At 52.3% G+C, this 15,546-nt stretch carries 14 protein-coding genes (1 of these 14 running past the window's edge); 12 read left to right on the top strand and 2 right to left on the bottom strand.

The window, feature by feature from the left end; translation table 11 throughout:
* Nucleotides 1-277 precede the first annotated feature (277 nt).
* The gene (gene rpsT / locus IZU99_10725; GenBank protein UOO37686.1) at nucleotides 278-544 is read right to left on the bottom strand and encodes a 30S ribosomal protein S20; all 267 of its coding nucleotides are present in this window, start codon (nucleotides 542-544) and stop codon (nucleotides 278-280) included.
* A 164-nt stretch (nucleotides 545-708) separates the two neighbouring features.
* On the opposite strand from rpsT, the gene IZU99_10720 reads away from it, so the two are divergent.
* The 9 genes from IZU99_10720 (at nucleotide 709) to IZU99_10680 (ending at nucleotide 11,134) form a co-directional block, all read left to right on the top strand.
* Entirely contained in the window at nucleotides 709-1,614 is a 906-nt protein-coding gene (locus IZU99_10720; GenBank protein ID UOO37685.1) for a GPR endopeptidase, read from the top strand.
* A 100-nt stretch (nucleotides 1,615-1,714) separates the two neighbouring features.
* On the top strand, nucleotides 1,715-2,485 hold the full coding sequence (locus tag IZU99_10715; GenBank protein ID UOO37684.1) for a ParA family protein: 771 nt from the start codon (nucleotides 1,715-1,717) through the stop codon (nucleotides 2,483-2,485).
* 51 nt (nucleotides 2,486-2,536) lie between these two features.
* The gene (locus IZU99_10710; GenBank protein ID UOO37683.1) at nucleotides 2,537-3,406 is read left to right on the top strand and encodes a ParB/RepB/Spo0J family partition protein; all 870 of its coding nucleotides are present in this window, start codon (nucleotides 2,537-2,539) and stop codon (nucleotides 3,404-3,406) included.
* Complete coding sequence (locus tag IZU99_10705; GenBank protein ID UOO37682.1) at nucleotides 3,403-3,777, top strand: hypothetical protein; 375 nt, start codon at nucleotides 3,403-3,405, stop codon at nucleotides 3,775-3,777. The genes IZU99_10710 and IZU99_10705 overlap by 4 nt, the downstream gene beginning before the upstream one ends.
* Before the next feature lie 65 nt (nucleotides 3,778-3,842).
* Nucleotides 3,843-5,135, top strand: a complete 1,293-nt coding sequence (gene serS / locus IZU99_10700; GenBank protein UOO37681.1) for a serine--tRNA ligase — start codon at nucleotides 3,843-3,845, stop codon at nucleotides 5,133-5,135.
* Nucleotides 5,136-5,160: 25 nt separating this feature from the next.
* Complete coding sequence (mscL, locus tag IZU99_10695) at nucleotides 5,161-5,571, top strand: large-conductance mechanosensitive channel protein MscL (GenBank protein UOO37680.1); 411 nt, start codon at nucleotides 5,161-5,163, stop codon at nucleotides 5,569-5,571.
* A 6-nt stretch (nucleotides 5,572-5,577) separates the two neighbouring features.
* Nucleotides 5,578-6,285 carry a 16S rRNA (guanine(527)-N(7))-methyltransferase RsmG gene (gene rsmG, locus IZU99_10690; GenBank protein UOO38821.1) on the top strand — a complete coding sequence of 236 codons (708 nt, stop codon included), beginning with the start codon at nucleotides 5,578-5,580 and terminating at the stop codon, nucleotides 6,283-6,285.
* 119 nt (nucleotides 6,286-6,404) lie between these two features.
* Complete coding sequence (gene mfd, locus IZU99_10685) at nucleotides 6,405-9,914, top strand: transcription-repair coupling factor (protein UOO37679.1); 3,510 nt, start codon at nucleotides 6,405-6,407, stop codon at nucleotides 9,912-9,914.
* Nucleotides 9,915-10,000: 86 nt separating this feature from the next.
* On the top strand, nucleotides 10,001-11,134 hold the full coding sequence (locus IZU99_10680; protein ID UOO37678.1) for a peptidylprolyl isomerase: 1,134 nt from the start codon (nucleotides 10,001-10,003) through the stop codon (nucleotides 11,132-11,134).
* Nucleotides 11,135-11,223: 89 nt separating this feature from the next.
* On the opposite strand, the gene IZU99_10675 is transcribed toward IZU99_10680, so the two are convergent.
* Nucleotides 11,224-12,831 (bottom strand): CTP synthase, encoded by a 1,608-nt coding sequence (locus tag IZU99_10675; protein ID UOO37677.1) that lies wholly within the window; start codon nucleotides 12,829-12,831, stop codon nucleotides 11,224-11,226.
* A 348-nt stretch (nucleotides 12,832-13,179) separates the two neighbouring features.
* On the opposite strand from IZU99_10675, the gene glnA reads away from it, so the two are divergent.
* From glnA to IZU99_10660, 3 genes are all read left to right on the top strand, one after another.
* Nucleotides 13,180-14,511, top strand: a complete 1,332-nt coding sequence (glnA, locus tag IZU99_10670; protein UOO38820.1) for a type I glutamate--ammonia ligase — start codon at nucleotides 13,180-13,182, stop codon at nucleotides 14,509-14,511.
* A gap of 42 nt (nucleotides 14,512-14,553) precedes the next feature.
* Nucleotides 14,554-15,090 (top strand): response regulator, encoded by a 537-nt coding sequence (locus IZU99_10665; GenBank protein UOO37676.1) that lies wholly within the window; start codon nucleotides 14,554-14,556, stop codon nucleotides 15,088-15,090.
* 146 nt (nucleotides 15,091-15,236) lie between these two features.
* Nucleotides 15,237-15,546, top strand: the 5' end (the start) of a protein-coding gene (locus IZU99_10660) for an adenylosuccinate synthase (GenBank protein UOO37675.1). It continues 965 nt past the right edge of the window; 310 of the gene's 1,275 nt are visible here — the first part of the coding sequence; its start codon is at nucleotides 15,237-15,239; its stop codon lies beyond the right edge, outside the window.

The following is a 15,546-nucleotide window of genomic DNA, read 5'->3' as shown; positions in this document are numbered from 1 at the left end:
TAGCGTCCATCCTTTCGGCGTTTCATAAAAAGAAAAACGGTCTATTCAGCCGACCGCTGCAAAAAAAGCAAGCACCACGCGCGCTGCGCGCATATCTGTTATATTTTATCAAAATTGTCCGTTAAAAGCAAGCATACAATATAAAAAGAAAACAGCGTAAATGGGGGAAAACAAAAAGGCAGGGAGCAATCCCCTGCCTTTAATGCATATGGACTCAGCCACTGTTCCAAATGGTTAATGCGGCACGTAAAAGCAGGATATTCCCGCCCTGCGCGTGTTACTGAGCCAGACCGTTTAATTTAAGCGTCATACCGCTTTTTTTATGGGCCGCGTTGTTCTTATGAATCAGACCCTTTGAAGCTGCGGTGTCGACTGTTTTGACAGCAACTTTATAGGCGCTTTCGGCTGCTTCCCGGTTTCCCTCGGCCACCGCCGCGTCAAATTTCTTCAGGTTTGTCTTCAATTCTGACTTGGCCGCCTTGTTTCTTAAGTTGCGCACTTTAGCAACGAGAACTCTTTTTTCAGCGGATTTGATATTCGGCATATTCTCTGGCCACCTCCTCCTATATAGTCACTGTCTGCATTTGACTGTGCAGTTTGTTATTCTAACATAAGGTTAATTTAAATGCAAGATGTCTTTCAAATAATTTCGCATAGGCGTCATCTTTTTGTGCAGAATAAGCGCAAAGACGGGAAGGAGCTATCGCAATGCAAATGAAGCGGACAGATCTGGCTGTTGAAGCCAGAGATCTCTGGAAGGAAAGCGCCGACAAACAGACGACGCTTTCCGGCGTTAAGTCGCGCGATAAAGAGGTCAACGGGTTTAAGGTCACGACGGTCGAAATAATTGATGACGCGGGCGCGCAGGCCTTAAGTAAACCTATCGGAAAATATGTGACAATGGAAATTGATAAGCTGATTAAAAGGGAAGACAACGCTTTTAATCTGGGGGCCGAAACGTTGGGCGCCGAAATCGCGGACATGCTGCAGCTCAAAGACAACGATAGCGTTCTCGTCGTCGGCCTTGGAAATGAAGCTATTACGCCGGACGCGGTTGGCCCAAAGACAGCGAAAAATACAATGGTCACGCGCCATCTCGTCGAAAAAATGCCCGATGAATTCGGCTCTATGCGCCGCGTCTCCGTCGTCGTATCGGGCGTCCTCGGAACGACGGGTATTGAAAGCGCTGATTTTATCAAGGCGGTTGTGGAAAAACTGAAACCCAATTGCGTCATTGCCGTCGACGCGCTGGCTTCCCGCAAGCTTGCCCGCGTCTGCCGGACGGTTCAGCTTGCCGATACCGGCATTATTCCCGGTTCGGGCGTTGGTAACAGCCGCGCTGCAATTAACAGAGAAACGCTCGGCGTGCCGGTGACGGCCATCGGTGTGCCGACGGTCGTTGATGCGGGCACACTTGCCGCCGATTTGGCAGAACAAGCCGGGGCTAAAGATGTCAGCCCGGAAGATATGTCGAAATACGGCGGTTCCATGATTGTTACGCCGAAGGAAATTGACGCCAATGTCGGTGATTTGGCCAAGCTTGTCGGTTATGGCATTAATCTGGCGCTTCATAAGAACATGCCTATTGAAGACATGAATATGTTTTTAAGCTGACGAAAGGCGTACGAATGTTTCACGTGAAACTTTTTGATTTATCCTTGAAAAGAAGGGGCGGTATGCTATAATTATGAAAGCGTAAACATGGAGGTGACACATGGGAAAAATTATCGCAGTTACCAATCAGAAGGGCGGCGTCGGGAAAACGACGACCTGCGTCAATCTCTGCTGCGCACTGAAAGAGCTTGGCGTAAAGGTCCTTTTATGTGATATTGATCCACAGGGCAACTGCACATCCGGGATGGGTGTTGATAAAAATATGGCATCGCCGAATCTATATAATGTTCTTGTGGACGGTGTCCGCGCAGAGGCGGCCATCATCAAAACGGATTACGGCGATGTTTTGCCTTCAAACGCCATCTTATCAGGGGCTGGTATTGAACTTGTCAACGCCAAAGCGCGCGAGTTTGTATTAAAAACAGCCTTGTCTGGCATTAAGCAAAAGTACGATTACATATTTGTTGACTGCCCCCCGTCCCTGGAAATGCTGACACTCAACGCCCTATGCGCGGCCGATACCGTGATGATCCCGGTTCAATGCGAATATTTTGCCCTTGAAGGGCTGACGGACCTGATTACGACGATCCGCATGACAAAAAAGGCTTTGAACCCTGCGCTAGAAATTGAAGGTGTCCTGCTCACCATGTTCGACTCGCGCACGAATTTTTCCATGCAGGTGGCCGACGAGGTTAAAAAATTCTTTAAAAATAAGGTTTATAACGTTGTTATTCCGCGAAATGTCCGCATTTCAGAGGCTCCAAGCCATGGCATACCCGTTCTTGTCTATGACAGAGCGTCGCGCGGCGCACAGACGTACAGCGATTTGGGTAAAGAATTTATTCGGCGCAATAAAGCAGCAAAGCTTTAAGGAATGACGGCGGCGCAGTGTAGCGCCGGTTTGATAAGGAGAGATATCTAAATGGCGGAAAAGGGCCTTGGCATGGGGCTGGGCGCGTTATTCGGGGAGGCGGCGCTGGACGCGCTGCCTAATGATTTTGTTTATTTGCCGATCACAAAGGTCGAACCGAGAAAAGACCAGCCGCGATCGGTTTTTGATGAGGAAGGGCTACAAGAGCTGGCTGAATCGATCCGGGAGCATGGCGTCCTGCAGCCGCTGACGGTTAGAAGCGTCGGTGGTGGTTATTATCAAATTATTGCCGGTGAACGCCGCTGGCGCGCTTCCAGAATGGCGGGCCTGTTTGAAGTCCCCGCCCGCGTTATCGAAGCCGACGACCGGAAGGCAACCGAGCTTGCCATGGTGGAAAACCTCCAGCGCGAGGACTTAAACCCCGTCGAAGAAGCGCGCGGTTATCGGGCGCTGATGGCTGAATACGCTCTGACGCAGGAGGACGTGTCTCGCCGCGTTGGCAAATCACGGCCTGTTGTGGCAAATGCGCTGCGTCTTTTGGCGCTGCCTGAAAACCTTTTAAAAAAGCTTGAGACAGGTGAACTGTCCGTCGGCTCGGCCAGAACGCTTTTGTCCTTGGAAGACGAGGGCAGAATTCAGGAGGCGGCGCGGGCCATTACCGAAAGCGGTATGTCGGTGCGCGATGCCGAAAAGCTTGTGAAGAAAATGAAAACGGAGCCGGAGAACGTTCAAACAATCGGGGCAGGCGTCGTTGTCAATTACATTGAAGAGCTGGAGACACGCATGACGAAGACGCTGGGGCGGCGCGTCAGAATTGTTGACGGCAAGAACAAAGGCCGCATTGAAATTGAGTATTATGACCGGGATGATTTTGAACGGTTGTACAATTTGCTGTCCACCAAAGGAGACCATAACGCATGAATAAACGCGCGGAGGGGATGCCGGAGGCACAAGCGGCCGGCCCCGTCAAACCCGAAAAACCCGGGACAAACCGGAAAGAAAAGTCAAAAAGATCTGTCATTATCTATATTGCGACGCTTTTTATCGTCGTCTTCCTATTTATTCTCCTGTCCTATTTCGTCCAGCAGCGCAACAATTCGCAAATCAGCACGCTGTCTGAACGCAACGCGACAGCCCAGCAGAATATTGAAAATCTGCAGCAGGAAAACCTGCAGCTTAAATCAGATAATACAGCTTTTCAGGAGCGGATCGCGAACCTTGAGGCACAGGTCGCCGACCTTCAAAATCAGCTTGGCGGGCAGGCTCAAAACGGCGCGACAAGCGGGTCGTAAACGGCGGCAGCCGAGTAAGCGGCCTGGTGCCGCCAGAGAGATTATTGAATTGTGGTGAAATACAGATGATTGATATAAAGCTGATTCGAGAGAATCCCAAGACTGTCAAGCAAAAGCTGCATGACAAAGAAGCAGACTGTGATGCGGCGGTTGACGCGATTCTAGCGCTTGATACCCGGCGGCGCGAACTGATCTTGAAGACAGAATCCAGCAAAGCGGAGCAAAACAAGCTGTCAAAGCAAATTCCGCAGCTGAAAAAGGAAGGCGCTGACACAGCGGCGCTTTTTGTACAGATCAACGACCTCAAAGAGACGATAAAAGCCTGTGACGGGCAGCTTAAGGACGTTGAGAACGAATATACGACGCTGCTGCTCAGCCTGCCGAATTTGCCGGACGATGATCTGAAGCCCGGCGGCAAGGAGCATAACGAGCCGATTCGATATTTCGGGCAGGCGCATTCATTTGACTTTGAACCAAAAAACCACGTTGATCTTTGTACCGCGTTGGGGCTCATCGATTATGTCCGCGGCGTGAAGCTCTCCGGCAGCGGTTTTTGGGTCTATCGCGGTATGGGAGCCCGCCTGGAATGGGCGCTTTTAAATTATTTTATTGATACGCACCTGGCAGACGGGTATGAGCTCGTGCTGGTCCCGCATATGTTGGGTTATGAATGTGGGCTGACAGCCGGGCAGTTCCCAAAATTTGAAGACGACGTCTTTTGGCTTGACAGCAGCGCCGATGAGCGCCGCCGGTTTATGCTGCCGACGGCTGAGACGGCGCTTGTCTCTCTCCACCGTGATGAAATTCTCACGGAAGCGGATCTGCCGAGGAAATATATTTCCTACACGCCCTGTTTTCGGCGTGAGGCCGGGTCATACCGGGCCGACGAGCGCGGCATGGTGCGCGGCCATCAGTTCAACAAGGTCGAAATGGTTCAGTTTACAAAGCCGGAGCACTCCGACGCCGCTTTTGACGAGCTTGTCGGAAAAGCGGAAGCGCTCGTCAAAGGCCTTGGATTCCATTTCAGAACGGTAAAGCTTGCGGCGGCGGACTGTTCAGCGTCCATGGCGCGGACGTATGATATCGAAATACAGATTCCATCAATGGATGGGTATAAAGAGGTTTCCTCCGTCTCCAACGCGCGCGATTATCAGGCGCGGCGCGGGGCTATGCGCTTCAAGCGCGAGACGACCGGAAAAATGGAATTTGTGCATACGCTTAACGGCTCGGGCCTTGCCACAAGCCGGATTTTACCGGCGCTTGTCGAACAAAATCAACAGCGGGACGGCAGCGTTGTCATCCCGGAAGTTCTGCGCCAATATCTCGGCGGTCTAGAGATGATCAGACCGGGAGAATAAAGAGACAGAAAGGCACGGAAATATTATGAAAAAGCTGATTTCGGAGTTCAAATCATTTGCTATGAAAGGCAATGTCATGGATCTGGCCGTCGGTGTTATCATCGGCGCAGCTTTTTCAAAAATTATCTCCTCTCTTGTCAATGACATCGCCATGCCGTTTATCGGTATGTTTCTTGGTGGCGTCGACTTTTCAAGCTGGGTCATCGACTTGCCACGCTTTTTCGGTCAGCAAAATCCTATCGTCCTAAAGCTTGGCGTTTTTATTAATACCGTCATTGAGTTTCTCATACTCGCAGTCGTCGTCTTCATGTTTATCAAACTGATCAACAGCCTGAAGAAAAAAGAAAAGGAAGCGCCATCTGCACCGCCGGAGCCAACGCGCGAAGAAGTTCTTCTCACGGAGATCCGTGACATTTTAAGAGACAAAAAGGATTGATTGTGCCTGAAAAGCCTTCTGATACAAGGGGCAAAAGCATTAGGGATAGAGCTGACGGACGAGATGGCGGCACAGCTTAGCCTCTATGCTGCATTTCTTGAAGAAAAAAACAGCGTGATGAATCTGACCGCGATATCGGGCGTCGACGATATCGCACGCTTTCACTTTCTGGACAGTCTGGCGCTGCTGCCGACGGCATCGTTTCAAGGGTGTTCCGTTATTGACGTTGGCACTGGGCCAGGGTTTCCGGGTGTCCCACTGAAAATCGCAGAGCCGACCATCAAGCTAACGCTTCTCGACTCTCAGCAGAAACGGGTCAACTTTCTAAAAGAGTTGTGCACCCAGCTCAAGCTGACGGGTGTTGTGTGTCTCAATGCACGCGCGGAAGAGGCAGCCCGCACGGCGGCGTTGCGCGGGATGTTTGATATTGCCGTTTCCCGCGCTGTGGCGCGGCTGAACGTCCTCGCTGAATTGTGCCTGCCCTTTGTGAAGACGGGCGGCCTGTTCATGGCCATGAAGGCGGTTGATTCCGACGCGGAAATATCGGAAGCTGCAAACGCTTTCGAAAAGCTTGGCGCTGTCTTGGAAGCGGTTAAGGACTACGAAATTCAAGGAGCGGGCATCATGCATCGCGCGGTTTGCATCCGCAAAACAACCGCCACGCCGGAAGCTTATCCGCGCCGATTTGCAAAAATTCAGAAAAGCCCGCTTTAAGCATAACGCTCTGGAGACATGAGCAGAGATAAATGTTTCACGTGAAACAACACCCCGATTCGTGATGGATCGGGGAACTGCCGCGTTCAGCGGCTCAATTGATGATGGGCAGGGACAGTATGCGCGCATTAACAGCAGCACAAATAAATGATATGGGGTTCGGGCAGCTTGTCGCGCGGATTGAAGGCGGCGGCTGCCCAGCAGTCGTTTCGGGCTTGGGCGGCATCCATCGGGCGCATCTTGCCGCAACGCTCCGCCGTGAGACAGGGCGCCCTGTCGTAATCATTTGCTCCGACGAAATAGAGATGCAGCGCCTGGCAGGTGACGTTGAGGCATTGACGGGCGAACAGGCCGTCTTGCTGTCGGGCCGTGAATTCACGTTTTACAGTGCGGAAGGGGCGTCCCGCCAGTTGGAGCAGCGGCGCCTTCGGGCGCTTTATCGCTTGGAGGAAGGGACGGTACCCCTGCTTGTTGCGACGGTTGACGGCCTTCTTCAAAGAACGCTGCCGCCGGGGCGGATGGCGGAGGCGTCGCTTCTCATCGAGGTCGGAAAATGCTACGATCTGCCGGGCATTGCCGAGCGCCTTGTGCGGTGCGGTTATAGCCGGTATGAGCAGGTGGAGGGCCCCGGGCAGTTTGCCGTCCGCGGCGGCATTCTCGACTTCTTTTCCCCGGCGGCTGACGAGCCGTTCCGGTGCGAATTCTTCGGTGACGAGGTAGACTCTGTCAGCAGCTTTGACACGGCAACGCAGCGGCGGCTGGAAGCGCTGAACAAGGCGCTTATCATCCCCACGGCAGAAACACTGACAGGTCTGGCTGAAAAGTCGGAGAATGGTGGAGAAAAACGCCTTATCATGGCGTTAAACGACCTTCTGCACCAGTTAGAGCGAAGAAAATCAACGAATCATGAGCTCATCAAGAATATCTGCGCCGATATGGAGCGACTTGAAAACAAACGATCCTTTCCAGCGGCCGACAAGTATATGGAGCTGATATACCCGATGGCGACGGCTGCGGATTATCTCGATGAGAGCGCCGTTATTTTGATCAGCGAGCCGGCTCGTGTTGGGGAGCGGGCGAAAAACTATCTTTGGCAGCTTGGCGAAGACAGCCGGACGCTATTGGAAGCGGGCATCCTCGAAAGCGGCCTCGTCCGGTTTGCCCTCGACTGGGAAGCCTTGTGTGAAAAGCTTAACGACTTCCCCGTTGTGATGGCCGACAGCTTTACGGCCGCCAGCTATCCGCTCAAGCCGCGCACGATGATCAATATTTCCGCGAAACAGCTGCCTTCTTACGGGGGGAGTTTGGAAACGGCCGCCGCCGATATCGCGCACTACACAGGCTCCGGCTACAAAACCGTGCTCTTATGCAAAGATGAGCGCCGTGCCGCAATATTACTGGAGTATCTCACAGAACATGATATCCCGGCGGCGATCGATCTATCGCTTCGCGTGCTGCCGGAAAACGGGAGCTGCGCGGTAACGCTTGGCGTCTTATCGGCCGGGATGGAGTATCCGGGCGTGAAGCTGGCTGTCATTACGGAAGGGCAGTTTGTCGAGCCTGCTGCGCTGCGCCGCAAGAAAAAGGCGGTGCCGTCAAACAGGGAGCGGCTGCAGAGCTTCACCGACTTGTCTCCGGGGGATCTCGTTGTGCACGAGCATCACGGTATCGGGCGCTATGTCGGCATTTTTAAAATGCCGGTTGACGGCATCGAAAAGGACTATATTAAAATTGCTTATGCCGGGTCTGACAGTCTTTATGTACCGGCCACACAGCTTGACCTTGTTTCAAAATACATCGGCGGCGGCGAAGACGCCCCGATAAAGCTCTCAAAAATGGGCGGGGCCGACTGGACGCGGGCGAAAACAAGGGCAAAAAGCGCGGCAAAGGAAATGGCCAAAGAGCTTATTGCCCTATACGCCGAACGGCAGCGGCTCAAAGGGCACGCATTTGCCGCTGATTCCGTTTGGCAAACAGAGTTTGAGGAGCGCTTCGGGTATCAGGAGACAGAGGACCAGCTACGCAGTGTTGAGGAGATCAAATCAGACATGGAGCACACTGTGCCAATGGACCGGCTGTTATGCGGCGACGTCGGATACGGGAAAACGGAAGTCGCCCTGCGTGCCGTCATGAAATGCGTATTAGACGGCTATCAGGCGGCCATCCTCGTGCCGACGACGGTATTGGCGCAGCAGCATTACGTCACCGCCATGCGGCGCTTTGCCGGATATCCCATCAAAATCGAGGTATTAAGCCGGTTTCGGACACCCGCGCAAATGAAAAGTGCCATCAAAGAGATTGAACGCGGCGCCGTCGATCTCGTCATCGGGACACACCGCCTTTTGCAGAAAGACATTGTATTTAAAAAGCTGGGGCTATTAATCGTCGACGAGGAGCAGCGCTTCGGCGTGACGCATAAAGAGCGGCTCAAGGAAATCTCGCGTCAGGTTGACGTCTTAACCCTGTCCGCAACACCGATCCCGAGAACGCTTAATATGGCGCTGTCGGGCATCCGGGATATGTCCACCATCGAGGAGCCGCCCCGCGACCGACAGCCTGTCCAGACTTATGTGCTTGAGCACGATTGGAGTATCGTCTGCGACGCGATCCGGCGGGAGGTTTCGCGCGGCGGGCAGGTGTATTATATCCACAACCGCGTGGACAATATTGATCGGACGGCCGCGCGGCTTAAGACCATGCTGGAGAATATCACAATCGGTGTCGCGCACGGGCAAATGGACGAGGAGACGCTGGGAGACGTCATGGAGCGCCTGTCAGCCGGAGAGGTCCAGGTTCTCGTCTGCACGACGATTATCGAGACAGGGATCGATATTCCGAATGTCAATACGCTTATCATAGAGGACGCCGACAGGCTTGGTCTCTCACAGCTACATCAAATCAGAGGGCGTGTCGGCCGCTCACCGCGCCGCGCGTATGCGTATCTGACCTTCCGGCAGGGAAAAGTTTTGACGGAGGTCGCGGAAAAGCGTCTATCAGCCATACGGGAGTTTGCCGAATTCAATTCCGGCTTTAAAATTGCGATGCGAGATCTGGAGATTCGCGGCGCCGGAAATCTGCTCGGCGCGGAGCAGTCAGGCCACATGGTGAGCGTTGGTTATGATATGTACCTCAAGCTGCTCGAGGAGGCAGTCCTAGAAGAAAAAGGCGAAAAAGCGGAGAGACGCGCCGAATGCGCTGCAGATCTTGCCGTTTCCGCCAATATTCCGGAGAAATATGTGCCTTCGGGAGAGCAACGGATGGATCTGTACAGGCGTATCGCCCGCATTCGCTCGGAGGAGGATGCCGACGAGATGATTGCCGAGCTCATTGATCGCTATGGCGACCCGCCCAAGGAGGCGCTCGCCCTTGTGGCCATCGCGCTCTTGCGCGGGGAGGCCGCGCGGCACGGTATCACAGAAATCACGCAGAAGTCCGGATGGCTGCGTTTCCGGCTTGACGATTTTGATATGAATCGCATCTCCGCACTGTACAGCCGCCCGGAATACAAGGGCCGCGTCAAAATTGAAGCGGGACTTGTGCCGATTATCGCCCTCAAGCAGCGGGCAGCTAATGTCGTTGACGAGGCAACGGTGTTTATCCGAGCATACGGCGCCGCCGCCGGGCCGTAAGCGGAAGGCAGGAGGTTGCCAAAGGGGCACAACTGCGGTATAGTGATGCTGCACATTGATATAAGCCAAAATAACGGAGGAAACATATGTTACTGAAAAAAGTGATCGCCGTGCTGCTTTGCACAGTTTTGACGGCCGCGCTTCTCGCTGGTTGCGGAAAGACGAGTGACAAGACAACCGGCGATAACGGCGCGGCTGAGGCAAAAAAACTCAACTACGCTGCCGCTTATGCGGCCATAGACCCCAAAACGGTCATGCTGACAATAAACGGGGCGGACGTCACGTGGGATCAGTTGTTTTATAACATTTACACGGCGACAAGCAATCTCGCCGCTCAGGGAGAATCTATCACTGACTGGGCGGCACTCAATTCAGATAACGTTTCCTATCAGGACGCCGTATTAAACGAGGCGTTCAACATCGCCCTGCAGTCGGCGGCCGTTCGATACGGCGCCAAGGAGCTAAAGCTTGCGCTGACCAAAGAGAATATAGCGGATATTCAGGCAAAATGGGATGCGCAGGTCAGTGCTGCTGGCGGCGAGGCGGCACTCCTCTCACAGCTGCGTGCGCAGTACAGCTCGAAAGAGATTTTTAATAACACAAATGAAGTCGGTGCGCTTGCGCAAGATTGCTTTAAAAAGCTTTATGGGGAAAAAGGAGACAAGCTTTCCGATAAGGAGATTGCCGATTATACGGCCAATGACGGCTATATGATGACAAAGCATATCCTGATGCTGACGACAACAACGGATGAAAATGGGAAGTCACAGCCGGTATCCGACACCGATAAAGCCGCCGTTTATCAAAAAATGCAGGACATTCTGGCTAAACTCAAGGCGTATAAAGGAAAGGATTTTGATACGTATTTCGATTCGCTGATGCATCAATACAGCGAGGATCCGGGCCTTGCCACCTATCCGGACGGCTATTTGTTCCAGAGCGGCGATATGGTTAGCCAATTTGAGGATACGACAAAAGCATTGGAAATAGGGCGTTTCAGCGATATCATCGAGACGAGTTACGGCTATCACATCATTTACAGAATCCCGGTTGATTATAACGCTACACCGGCATCCTACAGTGGCAGCGGGTATTCTCTGCGTTTTCTAACGGCGTATAATATGTTCGTCTCTGTCATTAACAATTGGACAAGCAGCCTTAATGTGACAAAAAGCGCGGATTATCAGGCACTTGATTTCAACAAGCTATTCGCTAACTGACGCTGAAGCAGCTAAACAAAAAGCATATATTAATAAAATGAAAAGCCGCCATTTGACACATTGTCAAATGGCGGCTTCATCACAGGCGATTAGCTCTTGTTGGCATTTTCGACGGCTGCTTTGACGAAGCCGAAGAATAAGGGGTGCGCCCTGTTCGGGCGGCTTTTGAATTCCGGGTGGAACTGGACACCGACAAACCAGGGGTGCACAGGGTTTTCAACGATTTCGACGAGGCTGCCGTTCGGCGACAAACCGGCCAGAACAAGCCCACTGTCCGTCAGAGCTGTCCGGAAGTCGTTATTGAACTCATACCGGTGACGATGGCGCTCGGATATTTCCGTCGTACCGTAAAGCGCCGCCGCGCGGCTTGACTCCGTCAGCTTGCAGGGATATCTGCCGAGACGCATCGTACCGCCTTTTTTTGTAATACCAACTTGATCGGGCATTAAATCAATGACGGGATGCTTTGTCAGCTCATTAAATTCTGTTGAATGCGCGTCGTCTAAACCGGCGACGTGGCGGGCAAATTCAATAACGGCCATCTGCATGCCGAGGCAGACACCGAAGTATGGAATACTGTTCTCTCTGGCGTATTTTGCGGCGGATATCATCCCTTCAACGCCGCGGTCGCCAAAGCCCCCGGGGACTAAAATACCATGACAACCAGCAAGGGTTGTGGCAACGTTCTCCTCGGTCACTTCCTCGGAATCGACCCATTTTATTGTTACGACGGCGTCATTTTCCGTCCCCGCATGACTAAGCGCCTCAACAACGCTCAGATAAGCGTCGTGCAACTGCGTATACTTGCCGACAAGCGCAATGGTCACATGGCTGACAGCGGCTTTGACACGGGCAACCATCGCCGTCCACTCGGTGAGGTCAGGGGCCGGAACGTCAAGCCCAAGCTTGCGGCAAACGACCTTATCAAGGCCTTCGTTTGCCAGCAAAAGCGGAACCTCATACAGACACGACGCCGTCACGTTTTGAATGACACAATCCGGCTCAACGTTGCAGAAGAGGGATATTTTATAGCGGATACTTGGTGTGATCGGCAAATTGCTCCGGCAGACAAGGATATCGGGCTGAATTCCAATACTTAAAAGCTCCTTGACGGAATGCTGCGTCGGCTTGCTTTTCAGCTCGTCCGAGCCGGGAATTTGAACAATCAAAGGGACATGGATAAAAACGACGTTTTCACGCCCGCGTTCATTGGCAACCTGCCGGATCGCTTCAAGGTAAGGCTGACTTTCGATATCGCCGACGGTACCGCCGATTTCGGTGATGACAACATCGGGTTCCCCCGTATCAAGACTGTAAATACGGGCTTTAATTTCATCCGTGATATGCGGGATGATCTGAACGGTCCGACCGAGGTAATCGCCGCTGCGCTCGCGGTTTAAGACAGTCCAATAAATCTTGCCGGAGCTGACGCTGGAGTCCCCCGTCAGAGACTCATCGACAAAGCGTTCATAATGGCCGAGATCGAGGTCGGTTTCAGCGCCGTCATCGGTGACAAAGACTTCGCCGTGCTGGTAAGGACTCATGGTGCCCGGATCAACATTGATATACGGGTCGAACTTCTGAAGCGTGACGCGCAGCCCGCGCTGCTTTAAAAGCCTGCCCAGCGAAGCGGCGCAAATCCCCTTCCCAAGCCCCGAAACGACACCACCCGTAATAAAAACATGTTTTGTCACCATAAAATCCCCTTCCCCGTGTCCACAATAATAGGTTATACTAACATTGTGCCGAAACGTTGTCAATACGACGGCGTCAGACCATGAGAGAATAGTAATAATAGCCAATAATGTGCATTGAATTTTTTATAAATTGACAGAGAGGCTGTTGACAGATGACAATTAATGCGGGTATAATTCAACTGTCAAAGGGCAACGGTGCTTTTCGATTAAAGCATACCGTGCCCTTTTTTGTTTTAATCGACGCGGCGGGATGATATAATGTCATTCTGATCGTCTACAGTTATATTAATCGGCATGAAAGCGCACCGAAACAGCAGAAAAACACAAAAACCGAAAGGAGACGTTATGATGGGCAAATATACGAAAGAAGACATCGTGTCAATGGTCAGCGAGGATGACATCAAGTTTATCCGCATGCAGTTCACCGATATATTCGGGCAGCTCAAAAACGTCGCGATTACGGCATCCCAGATTGAAAAAGCGGTCAACAACCAAATTATGATCGATGGCAGCTCGATTGAAGGGTTTGTCCGTATCCATGAGTCTGACCAGTATCTTTATCCCGATCTGGATACTTTTACAATTTTGCCGTGGCGGCCGCAGTACGGCAAAGTTGCCAGGCTCATTTGCGACGTCCACAACCCGGACGGCAGCCCCTTTGTCGGTGACCCGCGTTATGTTCTGAAAAAGATTCTGAAAAAAGCGGCCGATATGGGATATACGTTCAACGTTGGCCCAGAGTGTGAGTTTTTTCTGTTTCAAACAGATGAAACCGGCAATCCGATCACAAAAACCGACGATGAGGCGGGATATTTTGATCTCGGCCCGCTGGACCGCGGTGAGGGCACGCGCCGTGAAATCTGCATGACGCTGGAAGATATGGGCTTTGAAATCGAGGCCTCGCACCATGAGGTTGCCGCCGGTCAGCACGAAATTGATTTTAAATATGCCGAGGCTTTGAAAACGGCGGACAATATCATGACGTTTAAGCTGGCCGTGAAAACGCTGGCACAGAAAAATGGCCAGCATGCCACTTTTATGCCGAAGCCGATTTTCGGTATTAACGGCTCAGGAATGCACACAAATATGTCGCTGTTCCGTGACGGAAAAAATGTGTTTTACGATGAAAATGGGGTAAATAAGCTTTCGTCTGAGGCAATGAGCTTTATTGCCGGCCTGCTCCAGCATGTTCAGGGTATGTGCGCCATAACCAATCCGCTCGTCAATTCCTACAAGCGCCTTGTCCCGGGCTATGAAGCGCCCTGTTATCTGGCCTGGTCGGCATCAAACCGCAGCGCACTCATCCGAATCCCCGCCGCGCGTGGGCAATCGACGCGCGTTGAGCTCCGGTGCCCCGATCCTTCCTGCAATCCGTATCTTGCGCTGGCTGTCTGTTTGGCTGCCGGGCTGGACGGCATCGAAAAAGGCCTGACGCCCCCGCCGGAGGTAACGGAGAATATTTTTAAAATGGACGCCGTCACACGCGAAAAAAACGGCATTTCAAGCCTTCCCGCATCTCTTGAAGAGGCTATCGGTGAACTAAAGAACGACGAATTAGTCTGCCAAACACTCGGCGACCACGTCCTGACGCAATATATTTCCGGCAAAATGGCCGAGTGGGACGCGTACCGCACAAAGGTCAGCGACTGGGAAATCGAGAAATACTTCATCGCATATTAAAAGGCCCGGAATAATCGGTGCCGCTGCCAAGGGGGTGAAGCTATGGATAAGATCATTGTGGCCTTTGACAATGAAAACAACCGCAAGCGGATTTGCGACATGCTTGAAGCAAGCGGCATATCCGTCCGGACAAGCTGCCGCTCCGGTTCCGAGGCCATCAGGACGGTGCGCAAATTAAGCGGCGGGATCATCATTTGCGGGTATAAGCTCTCGGAAATGACGGTTACCGATCTCGCGTATGACATCGGCAGTCAGGCAATGATTTTAGCCATAGCACCGCAGCAGCAGCTGGAGCTTTGTAGCAATGACAACGTCTTTAAGCTGCCGACACCGTTTACAAAAGGAGACCTGATTTCCTCCGTCCGGATGTTGTTGCAAATGGAGCAAAAACACTATAAGGTTGCGCAACCGCGCCGAACGGAAAAGGAAACGGAAGTTATCAATAAGGCAAAAGAGCTGCTGATGAACCGAAATGGCATGACGGAACAGGAAGCCCATCGCTTTATCCAGCGGCGCAGCATGGATACCGGCGCAAAGGCCATCGAGACGGCAAGACTTATTATTGAATCGTATAGCTGAAAACAGAAGCTACATAAACAGGCCAGGCACCAATGCCGGCCTGTTTTCGCGTGAGCAGATATCAAATTGACTTCAACAAAATAATATTGTACAATCAGGTTTGCCAAAGCTCCAAGGGCATATAAGAGGCGAAAGGTGAAAAGAACATGTCAAATTGCGCGATTGTCGGTGTCAACTGGGGAGACGAGGGAAAAGGCCGAATGGTTGATCTCCTCGCCGAACATTACGATATTGTCATCCGGTATCAGGGCGGCAGCAACGCAGGGCATACTGTTATCAACAAGTATGGTAAATTCGCGCTCAACCTCATCCCGTCCGGTATTTTCCAAGAGCGGACGGTGAACGTTCTCGGAAACGGGACCGTTATTGACCTGGAGCACCTTTTTCACGAAATGGAAAAGCTGCGTGACGGCGGTGTGCGCATCACACCGGAAAACTTTAAAATCAGCGACAGGG

The sequence above is a fragment of the Oscillospiraceae bacterium CM genome (assembly GCA_022870705.1).
GTDB lineage: Bacteria > Bacillota > Clostridia > Oscillospirales > Oscillospiraceae > Sporobacter.
This window is presented reverse-complemented; position numbering and strand designations above follow the sequence as displayed.